Source organism: Peptostreptococcus sp. (assembly GCF_036639115.1).
Lineage (GTDB): Bacteria > Bacillota > Clostridia > Peptostreptococcales > Peptostreptococcaceae > Peptostreptococcus.
Genome location: NZ_JAVWJH010000001.1, coordinates 343,622 through 362,861, shown reverse-complemented (window position 1 = coordinate 362,861; position 19,240 = coordinate 343,622). Strand labels below are relative to the sequence as shown.

Annotated in this window: 15 protein-coding genes and 1 pseudogene; 4 read left to right on the top strand and 12 right to left on the bottom strand. The window is 31.5% G+C overall.

The annotated features are described in order from the left end of the window. Positions 1–37: 37 nt before the first annotated feature. The 4 genes from RR561_RS01460 to RR561_RS01445 form a co-directional block, all read right to left on the bottom strand. Positions 38–994 carry a recombinase family protein gene (locus tag RR561_RS01460; RefSeq protein WP_332505657.1) on the bottom strand — a complete coding sequence of 319 codons (957 nt, stop codon included), beginning with the start codon at positions 992–994 and terminating at the stop codon, positions 38–40. Beyond that, positions 995–1,552, bottom strand: coding sequence for a recombinase family protein (locus tag RR561_RS01455; RefSeq protein ID WP_332505656.1), 558 nt, complete (start codon positions 1,550–1,552; stop codon positions 995–997). It abuts the gene before it with no gap. 52 nt (positions 1,553–1,604) lie between these two features. Then, positions 1,605–1,850, bottom strand: coding sequence for an SHOCT domain-containing protein (locus RR561_RS01450; RefSeq protein ID WP_332505655.1), 246 nt, complete (start codon positions 1,848–1,850; stop codon positions 1,605–1,607). Between the two features lie 168 nt (positions 1,851–2,018). Continuing rightward, on the bottom strand, positions 2,019–2,657 hold the full coding sequence (locus RR561_RS01445) for a Crp/Fnr family transcriptional regulator (RefSeq protein WP_106776106.1): 639 nt from the start codon (positions 2,655–2,657) through the stop codon (positions 2,019–2,021). Positions 2,658–2,778: 121 nt separating this feature from the next. Between RR561_RS01445 and RR561_RS01440 the strand changes: the two genes are divergently transcribed. From RR561_RS01440 to RR561_RS01430, 3 genes are all read left to right on the top strand, one after another. Next, the gene (locus RR561_RS01440; RefSeq protein WP_058258301.1) at positions 2,779–3,093 is read left to right on the top strand and encodes a cupin domain-containing protein; all 315 of its coding nucleotides are present in this window, start codon (positions 2,779–2,781) and stop codon (positions 3,091–3,093) included. 112 nt (positions 3,094–3,205) lie between these two features. Beyond that, positions 3,206–3,592: a permease gene (locus RR561_RS01435; protein WP_332505654.1), complete on the top strand. Its 387-nt coding sequence runs from the start codon at positions 3,206–3,208 to the stop codon at positions 3,590–3,592. Next, positions 3,589–4,305, top strand: coding sequence for a permease (locus RR561_RS01430; protein ID WP_332505653.1), 717 nt, complete (start codon positions 3,589–3,591; stop codon positions 4,303–4,305). Before RR561_RS01435 ends, RR561_RS01430 begins: the two co-directional genes overlap by 4 nt. Before the next feature lie 99 nt (positions 4,306–4,404). Here the strand turns inward: RR561_RS01430 and RR561_RS01425 are convergent. Together RR561_RS01425 and RR561_RS01420 are read right to left on the bottom strand one after the other, a co-directional pair. After that, a pseudogene (locus tag RR561_RS01425) lies at positions 4,405–4,725 on the bottom strand (recombinase family protein); the annotation flags it as partial. Between the two features lie 56 nt (positions 4,726–4,781). Then, a complete protein-coding gene (locus tag RR561_RS01420) occupies positions 4,782–4,916 on the bottom strand; it encodes an SHOCT domain-containing protein (protein WP_332505825.1) in 135 nt (44 codons plus the stop codon). A 400-nt stretch (positions 4,917–5,316) separates the two neighbouring features. Between RR561_RS01420 and RR561_RS01415 the strand changes: the two genes are divergently transcribed. Continuing rightward, positions 5,317–5,670 (top strand): plasmid mobilization protein, encoded by a 354-nt coding sequence (locus RR561_RS01415; protein WP_332505651.1) that lies wholly within the window; start codon positions 5,317–5,319, stop codon positions 5,668–5,670. A gap of 173 nt (positions 5,671–5,843) precedes the next feature. On the opposite strand, the gene RR561_RS01410 is transcribed toward RR561_RS01415, so the two are convergent. The 6 genes from RR561_RS01410 to brxC form a co-directional block, all read right to left on the bottom strand. Then, positions 5,844–6,392 (bottom strand): hypothetical protein, encoded by a 549-nt coding sequence (locus RR561_RS01410; RefSeq protein WP_332505650.1) that lies wholly within the window; start codon positions 6,390–6,392, stop codon positions 5,844–5,846. Beyond that, the gene (locus RR561_RS01405) at positions 6,376–7,332 is read right to left on the bottom strand and encodes a nucleotidyltransferase domain-containing protein (protein ID WP_332505649.1); all 957 of its coding nucleotides are present in this window, start codon (positions 7,330–7,332) and stop codon (positions 6,376–6,378) included. The genes RR561_RS01410 and RR561_RS01405 overlap by 17 nt, the downstream gene beginning before the upstream one ends. A gap of 63 nt (positions 7,333–7,395) precedes the next feature. After that, positions 7,396–9,444, bottom strand: coding sequence for a protease Lon-related BREX system protein BrxL (gene brxL, locus RR561_RS01400; RefSeq protein ID WP_332505648.1), 2,049 nt, complete (start codon positions 9,442–9,444; stop codon positions 7,396–7,398). 16 nt (positions 9,445–9,460) lie between these two features. Next, the gene (gene pglZ / locus RR561_RS01395) at positions 9,461–12,055 is read right to left on the bottom strand and encodes a BREX-1 system phosphatase PglZ type A (RefSeq protein WP_332505647.1); all 2,595 of its coding nucleotides are present in this window, start codon (positions 12,053–12,055) and stop codon (positions 9,461–9,463) included. Positions 12,056–12,069: 14 nt separating this feature from the next. Then, complete coding sequence (gene pglX, locus RR561_RS01390) at positions 12,070–15,603, bottom strand: BREX-1 system adenine-specific DNA-methyltransferase PglX (RefSeq protein ID WP_332505646.1); 3,534 nt, start codon at positions 15,601–15,603, stop codon at positions 12,070–12,072. A 29-nt stretch (positions 15,604–15,632) separates the two neighbouring features. Beyond that, positions 15,633–19,226 carry a BREX system P-loop protein BrxC gene (gene brxC / locus RR561_RS01385; protein ID WP_332505645.1) on the bottom strand — a complete coding sequence of 1,198 codons (3,594 nt, stop codon included), beginning with the start codon at positions 19,224–19,226 and terminating at the stop codon, positions 15,633–15,635. Between the last annotated feature and the right edge of the window lie 14 nt (positions 19,227–19,240).

Sequence of the window (19,240 nt, the reverse complement as noted above, 5' to 3'; positions counted from 1 at the left end):
CTTTCCCTAAGTCTAACTCCACACTTTAAAACAAAGCCTATCTCTTCTCTTGAAAAACTATAATTCTATCCACATGATGAATAAAAGCTTCATCATCAAAAGCTGTTAACATAGCCGTTTTATTTGTATATTTTATTAGACTACTAACTTCCTGTCCTTTTGATAACTCTCCATTTAAGTCTTGGATTAGACCTTCTTTTTCTTCTATAAGGTTATTTTCCTCCATTTGAAGTTTATTCTTTTCCTTGTTAAAAAGAGCTGGCTCTAAATATTTCTTGGCCATAAGGCTTACTAGTAAATCTTGTTGCTTTCTATTGCTTTCAATTTGTTTTTCTAGAGTCTCAATCTTTGAACGGTTGCCTGATTTGCTCATTATTTTAATTTTATTAAAGAGAGGTTTTAAAATAAAATCTTTGCCAAAGATTAACTTATTCATCATGGTTATAAAAGCATTCTTTATATCCTCATCCCTGATAAAGAGCATGGAACATTCCTCTTTATGCGTCAGATGCGTATTGCAGGTCCACGCTACATATTTGATTTTGCCTGTAGAATGGATTCCTCTTTTAAAGGTCCCTCCGCATTCGGAGCAAATTATCTTACTTGAGAAGCTGTATCTGTTTTGATATTTTGAATTCCTTTTTTCAATTCCCTTTTCCCTTGCTCTTTGTTCCAAGATTAAATCAGCCTTTTCAAAATCCTCTCGGCTTATAATTGTCTCGTGATGATCTTGAATAAGGTACTTATTTTTCTCTCCATAGTTGGTACGTCTATTAAAACTACTATCTGTGTATGTTTTCTGCAAAAGAGCGTCACCTACATATTTTTCATTTACTAAAATTCCACGAATAGTAGTTCCTGACCATTTGCCTCCTCTTTTAGAAGGAATGTTTCTATTATTAAGTGCATTAGCTATTTTCCCAGTTCCCTTACCAGCTAAAGCTTGACTAAAAATGTACTTTACTATTTCAGCCTGCTCTTTATTTACTACCATTTACCCATCTATATTTTCATAGCCATATGGTGGATATGCTATTTTAAAGGTCCCATTTTGAAATCGTTTCTGAACTGCCCATTTATTGTTTTCTGAAATGGATGTTGACTCGCTCTCTGCTAGACTACTTAAGATAGAAAGCATTAGCTCACTTTCCATGGACTGGGTGTTAATATTTTCTTTTTCAAAATATATAAACACTCCAATTTCAATTAACTGTCTAACCATCTCAAGGCAGTCCATTGTATTTCTAGCCAATCTACTTATAGATTTTGTAATTATCAAATCAATTTGCTTATTTTCACAAGCTGCTATAAGACTTTGTAGACCTTCTCTATTTTCTTTTTTAGTGCCACTAATCCCCTCATCATAATAAATACCTGCATACTCCCATTCAGGATTAGCTTTTATATGTTTTTCATAATAAGTTGTTTGTGCTTTTAGGCTTTCAAGTTGTTCATTACTATCTGTAGATACTCTACAATAAGCAGCAACCCTTAATTTGGGATTAGCAAACGGATCTGGTCTATTTGCTTCAATTTTTGTTATCTTTATCACTGTCTCACCTCCTCTTTGCTAGGTCACATGTTACGGTTAAAACCCTTATATATCAACGATTTAAGGGCATTATCTTTACTAAAATAGGTGAGAACGTTTCACGATTTAATTCAGTAATTTTGTTAAATTCCACCTCGTCTATTAGCCCCTTATTAAACATTTTTTTTAAGATTTTTTCAGCCTGTGAATAGTTAAATTCTCCTTGCAGCTGATCATCAGATATTCTTGTAGATAAATTTTCCTCTTCTAAAATTGCATTGGATATTTTACTTGTCTTTTTATTTTCTATTTCTTTCATATAGCACTACCTCCTACTTAATAGCCACAGGAAAGGCTAAAAGTTGAGGTTATTTAAAAAAGAACATAAAAAAATGCCTGCAGGAGTTTTCCCACAGGCTTTTATACGTTAATCATATTTTATAAAGGCATTAATCACTAGTAAAGGGTGGAGAATATTAGATGTTTACTAAATCAGTAAAGTAATTATTCTGTTATTAATTTCAATCAGTCCTTCATCCTTCATGTTTTTTAATTCACGAAATAAAGAAGGCCTTTGAACACCAAGATGGTCTGCAAGTTGTTTTTTACTTATGGGAAGATAGATTGTTTTAGAATTTTGAATATTGGCTTGAGCAGACAGGTAGTTTATGAGATTTTCTCTTAAAGATTTTTGGGTGTATATTGCAATTTTTCTATTAAGAGCTTGTGAGTTAGAAGATAAAATTTTTATAAACTCTATTGCAAAAAGCTGATCTTTCAACAATGTGTCTACAGCAGATTTGGGGATATATATCAGACTAGTTTCCTCTATACTATAAATATTTAAAGGATATTTGTTATTATCACCAAACAAAAGATTAGCCCCTACTACACCACCACTAGTAAATTCAAATACAGTTGTTTCTGAACCATGACTAGTTAAAGAGTAAGCAACAAGCTTGCCTGATAGAATTACATCTATTCCAGAACAAACTTCGTTTTGGTCATGAACAGTTTTACCCTTATTATAAATTCTATTTTGAAGATTATAGGTTCCAATCACATTTTTTAAAAGTAAAGTATCTACATTTCTAAAGAGTGATATATTCTCTAATATATTAATCATAAGTTCTCCTTTTTATTTTAATTATAACAAAAAGAAACATAGGTGTCTATTGTATTTAGTTTTATGATGGTAAGATTGAAATATAAAGTTTAATTTTAAAATAATAAAGGAGAGATTTAGAATGATAGAAAAAACATTTAATTTATCAAAAGGCAATGAAAAAGCAGTAGAAAAAGTTATATTCGATGAAAATATACATTATCTACACATGGTTTTTAATGAGAATGAAGGTTTACCAGAGCATTATTCAAACTCCAATGTCTATATGACTGTTATAAGAGGAGTTCTATCTATAGCTTTAGATGAACAAGAAGCTCATGAATACAGCTACAATACCTTATTAAAGATTCCAGAGGGGACAAAAATGAATGTAAAAAATCTTCATAAAGAAACACTAGAAATCATTGTTGTAAAAGCACCAGCACCAAAAGCTTAAAAGGAGGGCGATAAAAGTGGATATATTTACAATTATTTTATGGTTAATTACTCTTGTTTTTCTTTTCATATCCTTTAAAAAGGATGGTGCTAAAACGAAAAAGGCTTTAAAAATGGCACTTAATATGGGAAAAGGTATGGCCATAAGCATTTTTTCTATTATTTTAGCAATAGGTCTAATCCTAACATTTTTACCCCCTACAGAAATTGCAAGCTTTGTAAGCAAGCAGTCTCTTTTTCTGGCAACTGTTGGTTCGGCTTTACTTGGAACAATTACCCTCGTTCCAGCATTTATAGCCTTTCCTTTGATAGGAACTTTAGTAGATGCAGGAGTAGGTACTGTCCCTTCAGTAGCTTTCTTGACTACTCTTACCATGGTTGGACTTGTTACATTTCCACTGGAAAAAAAGGAGTTTGGTACTAAATTCACCTTAGTTCGTAACGGCTTTAGCTTTGTTTTTGCAATAGTTATTGCACTTGTAATGGGGGTAATTATATGAACATAATTAAAAAAGCAAAAGATAATTTATTTTTTATACTAGTTCTTCTTGTATACCTTTTAATAAGTATTTTTAGGCCAACAATGGCCTTTGAGTCAGTCAAAAATAGTGCTTATTATATAAAAGAAATGTTGATAATAATGCCTGTAATTTTTGTTTTAACAGCCCTTTTAGATTTATGGGTTCCTAAGGATAAGATAATGCAACTTTTAGGAAAGGAAGCAAAGGGAAAAGGGTTAGTCTTATCATTTATAATTGGTAGCATTTCAGCAGGTCCTATTTATGCTGCCTTCCCAATATCAATAATGCTTCATAAAAAAGGAGCTTCTATAAGAAATATTGTAGTTATTTTAAGCTCTTGGGCTGTAATTAAGATACCAATGCTTTTAAACGAGGCAAAATTCCTAGGTCCTAAGTTTATGATCATACGTTGGGTTCTAACTGTTTTAGCTATAATCATATTTTCTTGGATTACTAATAAAATAATAAAAGATGAAGATATTCCGAATAAGGAAGAATTAAAAGTTGGTATAGAAATTAATAAAAAGGCTTGTATTGGATGTAGCTCATGTGTTAAAACTTACCCTGAAGTATTTAAAATGGATGGGAAAAAAGCTTTTGTTAAGGATTATGATGAAGATACAGTAAATAAGGAAAAACTTAATGAAGCAGTAAAGGTTTGCCCAGTTAAGGCGATTGAAAGTGATTTATAGATTCATCAAACTAAAACCATGAATAAAGGCCATGCTGTCTAGATTTTAATCTAGACAGCATGGCCTTTATCATTTTGTAGTAAATAAATGTTAATCATAAAATCTGGATATAGATTTGGTGATAATCATATCTATATCACCATTCATACAATCATTTATTAGCCTTTGAAAATCCAGTCTTTTGTCTATCTGTGTGCCTGTGATGGCTTCATCAGCATAGATTCCCGCCATAGTCCAATCAGGATTTTCATTGATTAAGTCTGTATAATATTTGACCTGGGAATGATAACTTTGAAGCTGATCCTCACTATCGGTACTAACCCTACAATAGGCTGCCACTCTTTTTAATTTTATCTCTTCACCATTTCTTCTACCGTTTAAAAGACCTTCACCTTTTATAACTTCAACCTTCTTCATAATCTCACCTCACTTTTGTATTCTTCTATACAATCCTATTCTACCGCGACTAGTTAAATTTAGCAGGTCAAATCTGAAGAAATCTTATATTTTTCCATAAGAAGCTTTTTAATCTTAAAGTATTCTTGCTTGTTTATTAGCTTTTCACTTAATAATTGCCTAAGCATGGCAAGCTGAATGCTATATTCTAATATGTCCTCCTTTAAAAGACCACCAAGACTTTCTTTATTCTCATAAGGCTACTTAAGTCCCCCTATATATATAACAGTGAAAATATGACCCGCTTGATTCGCTATTTTAAAAAGTTTTTGAAAAGAATAAACAAAAATGCACACCAAAAGCGGCTAATCCACGCTGACATTTTATCCATAGTGCGGTAATATTAGAAAATAAATCAAATACTTAGCTTAATGCCTGCTTTTAAAAACTTTAATAAGCAAGCACAGTAAGTGTACGGACACTTACGAGAAAATTGATGAAGCGAACCCTTTTAGGTTCGCTTCTTTTTATCCAATTTTCTACTTGTTCCTATCGGAATGATTTAGGGGACACCCCTAATACCCTCTTATAAATAAAAAGAAAAGGAGGATTCATATGGCAAATAGATTTAGGAATGAACGTCTTGAAATTAAGTTAACAACAGAAGAAAAAGAACTTTTTAAGAAGAAACTTGAAATAAGTAAGTCAAAGTCAATGGGACATTTTATTAGAAAATGTGTCCTTGAAGCCCCTATATTTGTAATTGATATGGATGTTTTTAGAAGGCTACAAACTCTAATAGGGAAGAATTCTAGTAACCTTAATCAGATAACAAAGAGAGTAAATATTACTGGAATAATCTATAGAGAAGATATTCAGGATTTGAAAAAAGAAAATGATGATATCTCAAGAGAAATAATTAAAATTCAAAATATCCTGACAAGAAAATATATGAATAAGGCTGAGTAAAATGGCAATTACAAAGATATATGAAGACCTTGAAAATCTTCATATAAAAAAGAGTCTCTTATTGAGAAACTCAATCAGTCCCGCCTAGAGCAAGATAGATTATATCAGTATAAGGAAAACTATGATAATTATTTAGGTAAAGAGGTAGAGAGGTAGAAATTCTCGACCTCTTTTTATTTTGATTTAAAATAAATATCTCCTTTAGTCTTACTGGTTGTCCAATATATTCCATGAAATTCATCCTTATTATCAACTAAAAGCTTGCTAGTACCATATTGAATTGGATTATTATCACTAAATTCATTCTTTGGCTGGGTAATATAGGTATAGTATAGTATGAATTGATTGTTTTCTTCTATTAACTCACTTGTTATACTATTACTTGTAATTTCATCACTTTTTATTGAAATATTTATAGTAGTTAATGTTTGGAAAATCTCTATATCTACATTCTTAGTTCCTCGGGATCCATTAAATTCATATTTTATTATTCCATCATATTCTTTTTCTAATTTAGGTATTTTAATTAAAGGGTCTATTCTCCAAATGAATTTTTCATATACCAAAGTAAATATAGCACTATATCCTGCCGCCTCTGTAATTAGCTCCCAATTATCTAACAATGAACCTGATCCTTTAAAATATTTTAAAATTAGGAAGATAACACCACAAACGATTGCTGATAACTTTAATAAGTAATTAATTTTAGATTTCATATTCATAAAAACCTTTCAATTCTTCTATAAATCCTTTGTAAATGTCTCGTCTATCAGGTGAATCATCACATAACTTTTTTATGTTATTAACTTCCAGAAAATTAATAACAGAATATCTATTATCATATAGGTACCCAACAATCTCATCAAAAGCGTAACGATAAGTACTGTATTTGGTAAAGTATTCATTTGGAACATTCCACAAAAGACATTCTACACCAAAAGAACTTGCTTTTTGGGCATATGGATATCTTAAATCTTTCATTTGGTATCTAAGTTCTTTAGCAATTCTAACCATCTTTTTAAAGTAATAATTTGTATCATTGTTTTTTTCTACTCCATTTTTTATGTGTTGCTCTGGGTAATTAATTATTTCTTGGCCATCATCAGCTTTTATTAAAATACCACCGATATAGTTTTCTTTATCAAATGTATAATCTTGCCTATAGTTTCTATGTCTCATTGATGGTACACTATCGGTATCTTTTCTATATGAGTTACCATTAATTTTTATTGATTTATTTTTTCTTTCAATATCTTTATCAAAATACTTTCTTAAAACATCCTCAACTTCATCTTTAAAGCTTTTAACCCTGGGAGTAGCATTTGTAAATCCATAGTCTGCTCCAGATACATTTAATCTGTATGCAGGTCGAAATATATCCTCCTGTACTACTGCAATGTCAACATCGCTATGTCCTCTTACATTTGTATTATTTGCATAAGAACCTTGCAAAAACAATTTAATATCATACCCACTAAGACCACCACTCATTCTAATTTGATATGCTGTAGAAGCACCATATATAGTCTCCATTTCATTTTCACTAAGACCCAAATCTTTTAATGCATTTGATACCATTCTTATAGCATTTTTACATTGATTTTCTTCAGTTTCACTAAGTGGCTTAGCATAATCTTTTAATTGTTCTTCAGTAAAAATCATAAAATTAAGTCAACCCCTTTCAACATTTTATAATGACAAGTTTTATTACTAATATATTCAAAATCACTCCACCCCCAAAGCTTTAAATACAGCATCTTCGGCACTTTGATATGGAATTATTTGAAAGGCACTCATTAGTTCTGCAGGTACTGTTCCAAAATCTACAAAGGACGTGCTAGGTATAAGAACTTTCTTTGCTCCACTATCAAGTGCAACTTGAAGACTATCTGCAATTTCTGTAACCTTCATAATACTTCCACCGATACTTATTTCTCCAAGTACCGCCAAGTTACTTAAAACAGGTTTTCCAAGGGCAATTGAGCATAATGCAATTAGAGTAGGAAGACCTAGATTTCCTGTCATTCCTATACCCTGTAAATCTTGATAGTTTATAATATAATTTTGGGTAGTTGTACTTATTGAACCACTAATTCTATTACCATTGGCTTTTAGATAATTAAAGGCTGTATTACTTGCTTCCTTAGCTTCACGATTAGTCCCAAGTCCTGTTCTATCAAATTTTCCATTACCAGGAAGCATTTGAGACTCCAGTCTATAGCAACCAATCATTCCATTTCCTCCACTAGCAATTGTATAAACTTGTCCTGGATTTAGCATACCATCAGGAATTAGTTTATCAGCTCCCTGTTCAGGAACGCCTACATATTTTTCCTCAAAAGTATCTAAATCTATATATGAGAAGTTTACATCATAAAATTCCATACCACCTATTTTCTTTAGTTGCTCCTTCACTCTTCTTCTCATCTCAAGAGATAAGCATAGTATTTCTTCAAGATCATCTTTTATAAATTCACCATGTGGATATACAATTTTCAAATATCCATTAACCATTTTTCTAACTGCAATAGTATCTCTTTGATTGAGATTCTTGCCTAATCTAAAATACTTGTCTAAGCTATCTCCATACTGATCCTTGCGAAGTTCCCTCATAAATTCTGCAAGATAATCAGTAATAAAACCGTAATCATTTGTAAAATGCTCAGGTCTAAATTTAGGAATCTCCCAACCCGGAAGATAACAATGCATTCTATCAAGAAAAGCTGTATCTATTGCCATTTCCTCTGGAAATGGATCAAACAAGCTGGAAGTTTTCAAAAGTACATCTACACTTTGATTAATATTACCTACAAATACCATTGAAGCCGATGCGGCTTTTTCTTCTTTTCCCCTTGCAAAAGAGCCTGATGCCATATAGTCTTTCATAATCTGTATACCATCATTATCTTTGAATTTTATTCCTGCAACTTCATCAAATGCTACACAATCCCAAAGCCCTACAAGACCAATTGTTTTTCTTCCCATATTGTAAAACAAATTTGCAACAGTAGTCTGTCCTCCAGACACAAGAATACTATTAGGGGAAATCTCCTTATAAATATGAGATTTCCCTGTACTTCTGGGACCCAATTCACATAGATTAAAATTATTTTCCACAAGTGGAATTAATCTTGTAAGCAACAACCATTTTTCTCTTTCTTCAAATTCATTAGGCTCCATACCAATAGAACGAAGCATAACATCTATCCATTCTTCTTTTGTAAATTTGCTTCTACCTTCTTTAAGCTCTTTTATATCCACCTGTGGCATTTGAATAGGTGTAAGCCTTGTAATGCTAATAGGATTTTTGTTCTGCTCATTCTCATCATAATCATAATCAAGTTGAATCATACACCATATACCACCACAAAGAAGCCTATCATATCTTGTTGGATATTCTTCTGGTACTGGAATATCACTAAGTCCTAGGTTTGAAAACTCCGCTTCATACCTATTTTTTCTTATGTTTAGTTTTACTGTTACCTTATCTATAATGGAAAAGCTACCTTTTTCTCTTAATATAGAAAGTATTTTCTGAGCTTCATCTGGTCTAACAAAGTTATCTGAAAGAATCTTTTTAACTGTAGCAACACCTTTTTCTATAATTTCTTCATCATCACTACTGCAATACTGCCCAAGCAAAAACTCCAAAACATATACAGGAACATTAGCTCCTTCTTTGATTTTTTTAGTCAAATCTTTTGCTACTATTTTCCCGTCAAAATTTTCTCTAAGTTTTTGCTTTATTACAGTTCTTGAACTCACATCTTCCATATCTAGTCACCCCTCCTTAACTAAAGAAATCATATTCACCTGTGGCAAAGGGAATATCTATTGCAAACTCAATCTTCTTTGGAAGAATCTGACCTGACTCTTCATAAATAACAAGGTTATAAGTCTTTTTATTATCATATTTCCCAGCTTTCAAGTTAAATGTTACATTAAATACTCTATCTTGCTCATTCTCAGTATTTTTATCAGCTATAATACGAACTTCATCAGAGACTTTCTCTCCATATTCATCAACAAAATAAAGAAGGAAATTAGCAGCTTCTCTATTTACTGAAAGCATTTCACTTTGATAGAAAGACAGGTTGAATATCATATTGCTTATTTTTCTTACTGTTGATAAAATATTAAGTTCTACAGGTTTAATATCATATTTATTCCTGTTTCTCTGGTATTCTTTGTTATCATTTCTTAAATGTCTGTATCTAATTAATGGAACTACCATTTCCTGAAGTGAGATTCCTCCATGAACAAAGTTGATTCCTCCACCTTGCTTTTTAATACGAATATTATGCTTCGGTGCAAATCCTTTAAGCCCCGATCCTTCATCAACAAATTTTATAGGCATCAAGAAACTTGGATTAGCGGAATTGTCCATTATTGCATATCTTCTACCGTAATCAACAACACCTTCAAAGCCTTCTTTAGATACCTTATCATCCTCAGTAAACTCTTCATAAGTATAAAGAAAACCATGATCTGAGGTAATCATTATATTTACAGCTGAAAACTCATGCACAAGAATTCTAACCAGATTCTTAATTTCATCTATAGCCTTATCACAAGCAGAGAAAACATTTGAATCTGATGTATGGCTGGCTGCATCTATTTGATCATGATATATATAAACAACTTCCATACCTTTTACTTGAGCTTTTCTCTCTTCTCTCTTCATATGAATCAAATCGTCATATTTAAGCACTCTAGAATCCTTATTAGCCTTTTGTAAAACCTTTTCTCTATTAGGCATATCTGTTGATTCGCCATCAATAAGAACTTTGAGATTATTATTTCTAATTTCAGTTTGAAGCCCATTATTAGGAAGCAATGCAGCCATTCCAAAAGGTGTAATAGTAGGGAATATCCCCGCCATATCATCAATTTCTATCTTACATTGCATATCCTGTTTTAATTCTATAGCAAGCTCTTTTGCCACCTCATAACGCATTGCATCTGAAATAATTACATAGACTTTTGTCTTAGCATTTTTAATATTATTGTCATAGAAGTCAACCTGCTGTTTAATCTCAGAAATTTTTCCATACTCTTCAAACTCTCTACCGCTAACATTAGACCAGTTAGTAAGGAGATCATCTAGGAACCAATGCTTATATATACCTTCAGCCCTATCTACCGTAAATTTAAATAAATCATCAAGCTTAGCATTTGAATTTCTAAGGCTTTTCTGATATGCCCTCTGAAATTTTCTATAATAGGTATCCATTAAATAAAATTTATCTGTATAGGATTTCCAAACTTCCTTCGCACTTGTCATATGGAATGATGCTTGGTTTTTATTATAGAAATCCTTCATTTTGCCCATGTTATAAATGCCTTCATAGTATGAATTAAATTCTTCATACCAGGCTCCAACTCTTCTTTTATCACATATACCTGAAATATCTTCAGGATCTATGATGTCATTTTTAATGTTTGTCATAAGCTTTATAAGTATAATTTCATCAACACATGGAAAAGCTTCGTTGCTCTCAAAATGTGATATATCAAGATTCATCAGTCTTTCATCAAGTTGAATTTCTTTTTCTACATAACGGACAAGTTCATATAGGCTCCTTTTCTCATTAGCATTTCTAAGCCAGTCCTCGACAAATTGAAAACAAAAAGCTTCATGTGGCCTAGAAATAAAATTATCAAGTCCTATAAATACTTCTTTATTTATATTTCTTGAAGCTGCAGTAAGCAGTATATGAATAGATAAATTTTCTAGGCTCTTTTCTTCACTTTGATAACCTGTTCCTTGTCCTACCATTCTCCAGAAAGTTTCATCTATTTCATAATTTATAAATTCCTGATAAATATCATTCTCATCATTTTCAATACCTGCTTTCAAAACTTCTCTGATAATAAGTCCTGGCTGCATTTCACATCCTGCAATCTCACTCATAATAGCAAGTTCTAAATGTGCGGGATTTTCAATTCTACTTGCCTTTTTCTTTATAAGTTCTCTTCTTGCTTTAGCATTAAAGAACTTCTTATAAACTTTTATAGATTTTCTAATAGCAATGCTATCTGGTAAATTCATTTCGTCAATCTGTATAGATACAAGATCCGCCCTAAATTCCTCACTGTATTTCATAACATCATTTATCCAGTTATCTTCTTTGATATTGAAAATAAGAGGACAGTAAACAAGAAAGTCTGATTCTTGATCATCAAAAGACAGTAGTTTTTTTACTCTGAACTTATTGTTTTCAGACATTTTTATTGTTTTTACATCTGGGATTTCAAGATTATCAATTTCATCTTCAAATTCTCTATCCCTATCCATCCAAAAGATAATTCTCCTATTATAAAATTCAGGATAGGGTTCCTTAAATCTTTTCTGCAAGTCTTTTAAAATTTCTTCTAAATCCAAACCTGCCACCTCCTCTATTTAATCTTAGCCAATACATCCTTAAATATTTTATAATTTTCTTTTACACCATCATCTAGGTCTATTTCTATATAAGAATCTGCTATGTGCTGGACTTTCTCTTCAAATTGTTGAGACTCAATAATTTTCTTTTTAAGTTCATCTGCACGCTTTTGAAGTTCTATTTTTTGACTACCACTTGATTTTGTTATGGTTTCTTCCACTCTTGCAAGTTCTTGTTTATATCTATCCTGTATTTCAAAAACATAGTTGATTCTTATTCTAGCAAACATATCCTTATCATATCTATGAAGGTAAAACAAGCCCCTACAAGCATCATTCTTACCAGAGTCATATTGCCAATAAATAGGGAGTTTTTGATACATCTTACAGTGATCCTTATAAAAATCATTTAAGAAATAATTTCTTATTCTTTTCCTACTGCTATCACTCTGCCTACCTTTAAGCTCTGAAGCTATAAAATCAAGATTTTCATTTAGATGTTCTTCTCCAAAAGTAACTTTTAAGAACTTAACAAAACTCTCTACAATATCATCTTTAAAATACTCTTGATCTGTTACCGGAAGAATACCTTCTTTATCTGCTTTAAAGCTATTGTATTTTGAAAAATCAAACTCTCCACCTGCAAATACAAGACCTTCTTCATCTAGAGAATACCTTCCCATGGCACAACCAATAAAGTAGGATAAGAAATTCTTCACCACATCTTCACGAGTCATCACATACTTATTACCTTTTATTTCGTCATCTATATCTTTTTTATCATCAAAGATTTTAGCTACTGTAATATCTCTATCAGATACTACAGGAGTAACCTCATCTTCAAGATTATATATCCCTATAAGTATACAATTTAGTTCTTCCTCATTTTCTTTAAGCTTTGTAAATCTTTCATTCACTTCAAATTTATATGATTCATAAGCTGTTTTGACTCTTCCATCCACTTTATTTGAAAGTAATGGAGACTTTCCAAAGCCCCATGAGGTTTCGTGCATATCCCAATCTTGATTTGAAATTTCAATATTATTTTTTGCTATTTTGTTAATATTATCAATGTGATTTGTTGAATAAATAATTGGGATTCTTCCAATATCCCCAGGTTGATAATTAATTGTTGCATTAGATATATCTAAATAGAATTGTCCTATTTTACTATTTAAAACAGCAAGCAAATATTCTATATTATCTTTTGCTTTTATACTTGATCCCCCAGAATCAAATAAGTGTCCATTTGATACATATCTACAGGAAAAAATGCTCGAAGTTATAGTAGACCATGTTATAATTTTTTTAAAATACATATCTTCATTTCTTACACTTGCCGCCTTTTTCCCATTAGGTTTAATATTGTTTTTTATTTCAAATCCATCATTTTCCCAATTTACAACATATTCATTATATCCATACCAACGTTTATATCCACCGCCTTTGCAATAAGGAAACCATTTCATCTTTGAGATTAATGCCTCCTCAGCACTTTTTGCATCATCTTTCATTTTGGTTATACTGATTTCATGCCAAAATCTTAAAAATCTATTATTATCAGCCGTTGTCATGCCAGTTTTAGGACTTGAAATCTCTTTAACTAATTTTCCTTTAACATAATTATCTATTGCATTCTGACTAATCCAATATGCTATTGGTATTCCAGGGATTTTTAAAAAATTATCTGTGTTTGTCTCATAGAAATACACACAATGTGGATTTTCTATTGCTTCAAGAACTTTTTCTTTCTGAACTTCCATACCACCCTTAAATTCCTCTAGCCTTATATATTTACCTGGATTATTTGAAGTCGAATTTTTAAAAACAAATGCGATAACATCAACTGTTGCTTCTTGAAAAAAAGCCCCTTTTGCTATCTGTATTAATGAGTCTATCGATTTGTTTTCAACAATGAACTTTCTCAATTCCTCGTATGATTTTAAAAACATCCATACATTGGGTGTCATAAAACCTGAATATCCACTTGGTTTACAAAAATCGAAGTTTCTATACATGAATACTGAAAATAAATCCGTCTTATAATCCCTATAATTTTTATTGACATATTCTTTAAGTTGTCCATTCATCCTATTTAGATATGGTGGATTTGTAGCTACAACATCATATTTTATAGTCATAACTTCAGCTACATCGATTATATTCTTTATCTCCTTTTGGAATTCGTCAAAATTATAAGTAAATAAATCTATTTGTCCTAAATCCATATCTTCTATAAATCTTCTACAAAGTTCAAAGTCAACTTTTTCAACTTTTAAAATGGAACCATAGTTTTTTCCATCTTTAAAAGTAGCTAATAGTTTTTCTATTGATTTTCTTGCTTCTTCTTTTTCTTCTACCGCTAAGCTATTCCCAAATATTTCAAAGTATTTTCTATCTATATTATTAGAATCAGGTATTGCATATATATGGGGCTCAATGCCTTTATTTAAAATTCTCCTACTGTAAGAACGGGCTTTCATCATAAGTGAAAAATATGCAAGTTGCCTTGCCCTCTCATCTATGTCTAAACCATATAGATTCTCACTTAAAATATATTCAGCGGCTTCCCTTTCCCTATATCCACATTCCTTGTATATCTCCATAAGAACATCAAATTCATATAAAGGAAAATGACCTGAGCCAACACAGTTGTCAAGTATCCTTAAATGCCTTGGATCTATTTTTTCATCAATATATTCTATTTCACCATTCTTTGGCATTATAAAGAATTCAAGTTTATCTTTTAAATCGCTATCAGGATTTCGTTCAACCCAATATCTTCCTAATGAATTATCAACTATATATCTAACTACCCAATCAGTAGTAAATATTTGTGTAGCAGCTGGGATATCCTTTTTTTCAATACTCTTCCTCTTTGTAACATTGATAACATTATCCTTTATTTCCTCATTATAATATTGATACAGCCACCCTATTATCTGAACTTGTTCTTTCCAGTCTTCCTCAGGTATTTCACTTATCATTACATCTATTACAGAATCATCTCTTAAAAGCCCATCTGGGAGAAGAAGCTCTGTGTAGTCATTTAGTTTTTGAAACATTCCTGGAAGAACTTCGTTTAAAGCATTACATTGAGTGATAAAAAGATAATTGAAAAGTTCCTCTTCCTTGTTACCAGCATTATAAAGTTCTAGAACCTTTGACTTATCAAGCCCTGGTAAATCAATATGTATAGCTTCTGACAGAATCTGAGGTTCAAACTCATTATTTTCTGAAGTGAAAACTCTTATATGGCTAGGCATATATCCATTTACTTCCATGAATCTTATGGCTATAAAACGGTTAAACCATGTATAAGCAACCTCTTCTATAGTTTCATAAAAGCCATCTTTATCTATTTTTTCAATTAATATTCTTCTTGCTTTTTTATCATCAGAAGTCAGGACCTGCCCATTAAGAGCAGTATCCATCTCCTTCATTTCTTTATCTTTTTCTATTCCATATATCTTTGCTTTCTTAGTAACTTTTTCGATAAGTTCTCTTCTTGCCCAGATTGCAAAGTTTTTTATCGCTGCTTTATTCATATCCTCCCATTCCTTTCTTTTTCTTATTCTTATTCTATTTCTACACCATCACAATCTCCTAAGAGAGTCATAAGGTTTTTTTCAATACTCTTTACATATTCCCTTATTTCACTCTCACTTTCAAGAGTTCTTGCAGGGAATATTGATTGCCTATAGAATTTCTTAATATGCTTTTTCTTTTGAGGCTTAGCTGATACTTCATTTTCTTTTACTATATAATTTTCTCTACTTTGCTTTCCTTCTTCATTATTACGTCTTCTTTCAGCTTCAGCATTACTTTTTTCAATAGCAATTATATCTTTAACAGCCCGATCCTTTTCAGACCAAAGACTAGGAATAAATCCATCAAGAATTCTAAGACTTTCTGTTTCAGCAATTTCCTTTTTCTTTTGTGTATAAAAATCATCAGTCTTTTTAATTATATCTAAGATAAAACTATCATTTCTATCTCCACTATGGATTTCTTCCATACACTGCCTTACAATTTCAAGGATTTTTTCACGCTTGCCATTAAGAAGCCTATTATGTCCTTCTCTTACAACCTTCATATAATTATTAAGTCTGGGAACATCACTATAATCAAAATTGTCTTTTTTGGGATTAATATCGACTATAAGTCTAATTTTATTAAGTGCATCGTTTACTTCGCTTTCATTTTGAAGGTAATCAAGGTCTGAACGAAGCAAGCTTTCCAGTCTTCTTGCTTCATCAAATGTATCTACCTGTGACTTAAAGAAGTCTTCGATAGATTCCATATCTTCCTGCATATCTTCAAGCTCATCTTCCATATCAATAAGTTTGTTTACAAGGGCGATATTATCTGTCTTTGCATAAAGTAAATCTGATACAGTAGCCTTGGCTTCAATTATTTTCTTTTTATCAGGATAGTTATTGCCCTCATATTTATTAAGTAATTCATCATAATGCACTTCTAGTTTTTCAAATTTTAAAATAATAAAATCTACAAGTCCATCATCATCTTCTGGCACATCCATAAGATCAAAGAATTCTCTTAAAAAGTCTCTTGCCTCTTTTATCTTTTGAATACTTATCATTTCACGTTTTTGAATCTTTGTTTTCCCTATTTCACTTCTCTTATATAAAAGTTCTGGAAGCCTCTCATCATCTGTTCTTATGGTTTCTCCACCGTATTTAACAATTACTTTTTGTTCATAGATTAATCTTGCAACTACAGCTGCAACATCTCTTTCTCGCCATCCATAAGGAATAGATGTGAATCTTTTCTGAACATCTGCCATATTGGTAGGAAGGTGTTGCTGGTTTTGAGCTATTAGGTAGGTTTCAATCTCAGTTGCTGCCTTTCTGTTGGACTCTAGTCCTGGCATTATACCATCATCTTCTCTTCCATCAAGAATCTTATAAATATCTTCATCTGAATCTGCATTTTTTGTAATCAAGTCAAGTTTATTATATACATTAGAAACTAGATACTCTAATGCTTCATCAATTTTAGCTTGTGGTGTTCCAGCTTTTACTGTAGCCCTATCTCCATTTATATAAAACTTTGCTTTCATAAAAGCCTCTTTAAGTTCCACTAAGGCATCCTCTTTAAAATGCTCAGCATCGTCTTGTTTACTTCTTATAATATCTTGCATTGATTTTGGAAGTTGTGGGATATTCTTCTTTCTTGCAAACTTATCTATTTTCATAGCATTTTCTATGAAGTTGTAGTATTCCGTATCCTCAAGTACCACAAGAACCTTGTTCTGAGATTCAGTCATCAGTCTAAGTTCCTGTTTATCTATTACGTTTGTTGCAATAGTAAGAATCTCTAGTTCCATTCCTCCAACTGGATTACCATAATTTACACCATCTACTTTTTTATCAAATTCAAAGTCATATTTCTTTTCATAACGGAATTTTTTTGTTGTATATATATTCCCAAAAATCATTTCAGAAATTTTTCTTGTAATCTCGCTTGGATCTACATATTCATCTCTGATTTCTCTTTCTACATCTTGCTCTGCATCAGTAAGAAAATTATATGTATCTCCTGTTCTTGCAATATAGTTCTGGTGAATAAGCCTATCTAGTGATTTTTGAATCTTGTTTCTTTCATCAATCTTATCCACTCTTATATCTTCAGCCATCATAATTATAATATTATCAAGATTTGCAGGTATATCTTCAACATACCTAATCATGTAAAGAAGCTTCAAGACATTAGCATCTATAGGTTCAAGACCCTTATCATCTCGTGCTGCTCTTTCTGCTCTTTCTATTACTCTTCTAATTGAACTATCAAGAAAAGTATGAACTGTGTCATAAAACATCCAAAAAGGAATTATTGCATACTCATCCCTATCCTGAACCCTTTGTGCAGCTTCCTGAAATCCAGAAAGCATAGATCTTTCTCCACCTGATAAATGCTTTCCTGCATTACCATGTTTTCTAATTTCAGAAAATACCTTCTGCATAAGGATGAACTGATATGGCACAAAGGGAAAGTTTACAGAGAATTCTCCCGGTCCTTCAAAACCTCTTATATCTCCGACTGCTTCTCTAAATTTAAAGAGATTGTCCATAACACTTTCCTGTTTATCATAAACATCTTCAAGATAAGCTTTGGACTCATTATTTTTCTTTAGAATTCTCTTTTGAATAACCTCATCTGCTGATGATGAAGAAAGTGAAAGCCTTGTCTTGAATCTTGCCTGTATTCTTGAAAACTCATCTGCCCTTGTTTTAATTATTTCATCAAGAGCCTCCTGTCCAGTACACATTACCCAGACTTTTCCCATACACTCAGAGCCTATCTTTTCAACTAAAGATTGAAGATTAAGAAGCATATCAGTATCAGCACCTACATACTGTCCTACCTCATCAATCATGAAAAGAAGCCTATAATTATCTGGCTTACTATTAACATACTCTTTAATTTCAGACACAAGCTGTGCTATTGAAATATCAATTTCTTCAGATGAGTCAAACCAGTTTCTCGCTGCTGTTTCACTCATACCAAGAACTTGCTTAAGTGTTTCAACTACTTCATCTTCACAGAAATCAAATACATCTCTTGAATTCATCCATGAATCACCATTTTTTTCTTCAAAAACACGTCTAAACTCTTCTGTTTTTTCTCTCCTATCAACATATTGTTCAAGTTTTGCAACTTTAAGATTTTCACCATAAAATCCAAGGTGTTTATAAAACATCTTAGCAAATACTCTTAAAACTGCTGTCTTGTTTTTTTCCATAGGCCCTTCTATATCAATATTAAATAGAATTGTTTCTGTAAGATCCTGTGTTGATTTATCAATCAGCATAAAAGTTGCTGAATCATCAATGAATTTTTCTCTGAATCTCTCTACAGTCTTAATTCTATTTACTTCTTTATTTTCTAAAATATATGAAAGTATTTTCAAGAAGTGAGATTTACCACTTCCAAAGAAGCCAGAGATCCATACACCTGTATCAGAAGTGGGTTTATCAAAAGAATCTGAATAGTAATTAAAGAAACTTATAAAGTGTTTCTTAAGTTCCCTCGTAATAACATATTCTGAAAGCTCCTGTTCTATTATACCTTGCGTATCTTGATCAACTTTAATAACACCATTTATCTCTCTATTGATGTCATCATAAAACATATTTTGTATTCTCAATTACATTCCCTCCC

Coding starts and splice junctions, on each gene's coding strand:
- RR561_RS01460 (WP_332505657.1), bottom strand. CDS start 994: ATGGTAGTAAATAAAGAGCAGGCTGAAATAGTAAAGTACATTTTTAGT.
- RR561_RS01450 (WP_332505655.1), bottom strand. CDS start 1,850: ATGAAAGAAATAGAAAATAAAAAGACAAGTAAAATATCCAATGCAATT.
- RR561_RS01445 (WP_106776106.1), bottom strand. CDS start 2,657: ATGATTAATATATTAGAGAATATATCACTCTTTAGAAATGTAGATACT.
- RR561_RS01440 (WP_058258301.1), top strand. CDS start 2,779: ATGATAGAAAAAACATTTAATTTATCAAAAGGCAATGAAAAAGCAGTA.
- RR561_RS01435 (WP_332505654.1), top strand. CDS start 3,206: ATGGCACTTAATATGGGAAAAGGTATGGCCATAAGCATTTTTTCTATT.
- RR561_RS01430 (WP_332505653.1), top strand. CDS start 3,589: ATGAACATAATTAAAAAAGCAAAAGATAATTTATTTTTTATACTAGTT.
- RR561_RS01415 (WP_332505651.1), top strand. CDS start 5,317: ATGGCAAATAGATTTAGGAATGAACGTCTTGAAATTAAGTTAACAACA.
- RR561_RS01410 (WP_332505650.1), bottom strand. CDS start 6,392: ATGAATATGAAATCTAAAATTAATTACTTATTAAAGTTATCAGCAATC.
- RR561_RS01405 (WP_332505649.1), bottom strand. CDS start 7,332: ATGATTTTTACTGAAGAACAATTAAAAGATTATGCTAAGCCACTTAGT.
- brxL (WP_332505648.1), bottom strand. CDS start 9,444: ATGGAAGATGTGAGTTCAAGAACTGTAATAAAGCAAAAACTTAGAGAA.
- pglX (WP_332505646.1), bottom strand. CDS start 15,603: ATGAATAAAGCAGCGATAAAAAACTTTGCAATCTGGGCAAGAAGAGAA.